This window comes from Kitasatospora sp. NPDC059571 (assembly GCF_042735675.1).
Lineage (GTDB): Bacteria > Actinomycetota > Actinomycetes > Streptomycetales > Streptomycetaceae > Kitasatospora.
The window spans coordinates 1-3209 of sequence record NZ_JBHWBW010000665.1; the positions used below are offsets into that span (position 1 = coordinate 1).

At 78.7% G+C, this 3209-nt stretch carries 2 protein-coding genes and 1 pseudogene; 1 reads left to right on the forward strand and 2 read right to left on the reverse strand.

From position 1 onward, the window contains the following. Positions 1–1039, forward strand: a pseudogene (locus ACFV0G_RS37495) (hypothetical protein); the annotation flags it as partial. A gap of 129 nt (positions 1040–1168) precedes the next feature. Here the strand turns inward: ACFV0G_RS37495 and ACFV0G_RS37500 are convergent. Both ACFV0G_RS37500 and ACFV0G_RS37505 read right to left on the reverse strand, forming a co-directional pair. Then, positions 1169–1759: a hypothetical protein gene (locus ACFV0G_RS37500; RefSeq protein ID WP_380557736.1), complete on the reverse strand. Its 591-nt coding sequence runs from the start codon at positions 1757–1759 to the stop codon at positions 1169–1171. A gap of 242 nt (positions 1760–2001) precedes the next feature. Next, a complete protein-coding gene (locus ACFV0G_RS37505) occupies positions 2002–2910 on the reverse strand; it encodes a S1 family peptidase (RefSeq protein ID WP_380557739.1) in 909 nt (302 codons plus the stop codon). Positions 2911–3209 lie beyond the last annotated feature (299 nt).

A 3209-nucleotide genomic window follows, 5' to 3' on the forward strand; every position in this document is an offset into this window, starting at 1 on the left:
GGCCGCGGCGGCCCGCCCGGGGCGCGGCACGGGCATCGCCGGCGGGCGCGGAAGGGCGGGCGAGGACGGGCCGGATCCGGCGGAGGAGCCGATCCGGTTCGACCAGCGCGGCTTCCCGCGCCACCGGGCGCCGTCCGGCAGCAGGTCGGCGGTGCGGCAGCGGATGGTGACCACGGGCGTGCTGGCGGCGGTGCTGAGCGCGCCGGTGGTGGCGCTCTGGGCGGCGCACCGCGGCGGGGACGGGGCACACGGTGCGGCGGCCGTCGCATCCGTGCAGGTCGGGCCGCCTTCGACGGGTCCGTCCGGTCACCCTTCCGCACCTGACGGCGCCGGGCGGGCGTCCGGGGCGGACGGCACGGACACGGCGGCGCTGCAGCTGGCGGACGCGCCGCGTGCAGAAACGTTGCTGCCGCCCGTGCAGGGTCCGGCCGTTCCGGTGCCCTCGCGCGGCGCCGGCCCGATCGGCGACTCGGTGCTGACCCCGCCGGCCCCGGCGCCGGCCGCCCCCGGGCAGCTCACCGTGGAGGCCGGCGAGTACGGCAGCCGGACGGTGATCACGCTCACCGATTCCGGGGGGACGACGATCCACTGGCACGCACAGGTCGACGTGGACTGGCTGCGCCTCAGCCGGGACTCCGGGACGCTGGAGCCGGGGCAGCGGATCACCGTGACCGTCACGGTGGACGAGACCCGGATGCCCGCCGGGCACTGGACGGCCCGGATCGCCTTCCCGCCGTCCGAGGCCGTGGTCACCCTGGAGGGCGGGCCGACCCACCGGGACGGGCCGGAGCCCACCAGTGGCACGGACACGCCCGGGCCGAGCCACTCCCCCTCCGCCCCCGGCGCCGGCACGGACGGCCCGTCGGCCCCGGCCGGCCCGTCCACCGCACCCTCCTCGACGGCGTCACCCGACTCGAACGGCTCCCCTGCCCACACCGGCGGGACCGGGGACCGCAGCGGGGAGCCGGGCCCGTCCGGACCGGCGCCCTCGGACCCTGCCGCGCCGTCGTCCGGCGGCCCGGCGCCCACGGGCGGCTGAGACGTGTCTTCAAAGGCGTACGGATGCCACACAGGGGCGCGTGGGGGCACCTGAATCGACCGCCCGAGTGCCCTGTGAAGACAGCTCTAGGCCCTCGCTCTTGGACCTCGCCGGGCGCCCCGGTCGCGGTCAGCCGCCGAGCGGGGCGGCCGGCTGCTGCACCTCGGGGGGCGCCGCGACCGGGAGCCCGGTCAGGGCCCGGATCCAGACCGGGTCGAGCACGATCTCGCGGAGCCGGCCCAGGTCAAGCGGTGGGTCCGGCAGGGCGCCGGCGGCGCCGACCGGGGCCGCGGAGCTCCACTCGGTGACGGTCACCCGGTCGCCGGAGGGGGTGGCGAGCGCGTACGACCAGCTGAGGCCCGGCACCGGGACCAGCGGCCGGCGCAGGGTCAGCAGCGCGTCGCCGTCCCGGGGCACGCGGGTGCAGATGACGGACTTCCGGCCCTCCTGGTCGCAGAGCACGGCGGCCCGGGCCAACTCCTTCTCCGACACCGCCGGTTCGCGGCGCAGGTCGACCGTGACGACGAAGTGCTGCTTGCCGTCGTCGATGCTCAGCTCGGCCAGCGGCCGGGCCGCGCCACCGGCGGCGGACGCGGTGCCGATCCCGCGGGTGCCCACCACCCGGTGGCCGGACAGGTGTCCGGCGAGCGCGGCGACCATCTGCTCGTCCGTCAGTCCGGGCGCGGCCGCGGACGGGACGGGCGAGGAGTCGGAGGACACGGTGAGCGCCGGCTGGGAGGGCGTGCGGCCCGCGGTCGTGAAGCCGCCCGCCCGCGGGGGGGCGCGCCGCCGCGCCCCCGCCCCCAACACCCCCCCCCCCCCCCGGCCCTTTGCCGTGCCGGGACACCCCGGCCCGCTCCGGGACCGAGCCTGCCGTGAGCGCCCGGACACCCTCCGACACCACCCTCGGCACCACGACGGGCCGACGCCCCGGGACGCCCTGACACCCGGTCACCGCCCGGTCACCCGGAGAGGGCGGAGCGCACGTCGTCGGCCACCGCTGCCACCCGGGTGTACACCCCGGGATGGGCGGCCTCCGCACAGCCCGTCCCCCAGGACACCAGCCCGGCCAGCTGCCCGCCGACCAGCAGCGGTCCGCCGCTGTCGCCCTGACAGGCGTCCTTCCCGCCCTGGTCCGATCCCGCGCAGACCATGAACCGCGCGTCGTACGGGGATTCCCCGCCGCTCGGATAGTCGCGCGAGCAGGTCTCGTCCGAGACGATCGGCACGGTGACCCGGTGCAGTGTCGCGGCATACGCGCCGCCACCGGTGGTGTCGCCCCAGCCGTAGACCTGCGCCTGCGTTCCCGCCGCGTACGGCGCCGTTTCGCCCTGGCCGACCATCCCGATCACCGGCCGGCCCGGCTGCGGCTCGGCCAGCGTGACCACCGCCACATCGCGCAGGTTGTGGGGGAAGTCGTACCCGGGGTCGATCCAGACGCTGCGCACCGCGACCTCGCGGCCGTCCGTGGTGCGCAGGTCGTCCCGGCCGAGCACCGCCTGCAGGCCCGGGCGGTCGGTGCGGCGGCCGGTGCGCTCGTCGAAGAAGCAGTGCGCGGCGGTGACCACCTTGGTCGCCGTGACCAGCACCCCGCCGCAGAACTGCCCGGACCGGGCGGTGCCGAACTGCTGCCGGCTGGCGAGCGCCACCATCCACGGGTGGTCGGCGGTGGAGGCGGCCGCGCCGCCGACGATCCGGCCCTGGGCGGCGGCGGGGCCGGCGCCGGCGACCAGCAGCGACCCGGGCAGCGCGGCCAGCACCGCCAGCGCCAGGGCCCGGCGGCGGCGCGGCCCGGGGCCGGTCCGCCCGGCACGGGCCGGACGGCGGGCGGGGGGACTGATCCGGGGAGCGGGGGCGTCCAGCAGGGGCAGCACCGGGTCTCCAAGCGCATTCGACGGCAGACGACCGACACAGCGTAGTCGAGCCGTCACCCGACGTGCCGTCAGCCGGCGGGCCGCCACCCGGACGGGCGATGGAACCGTCGCCCGGATGACGCCGTGCGCCTGCTCTTCGCACCGCGGGCCCGGGCGGACGCCGGGTCCGCGCGCTCTTCGGACATGCCGGAGGGGGGGCGGGGCCCCTGGGGGGGGGGGGGGCCGCGCGGGGGCGGCGGGGGGGGGCCGGGCCCGCGCGCGCCACAGTGAGGGGGGGGCCCCGCGGCGCGGGCGGG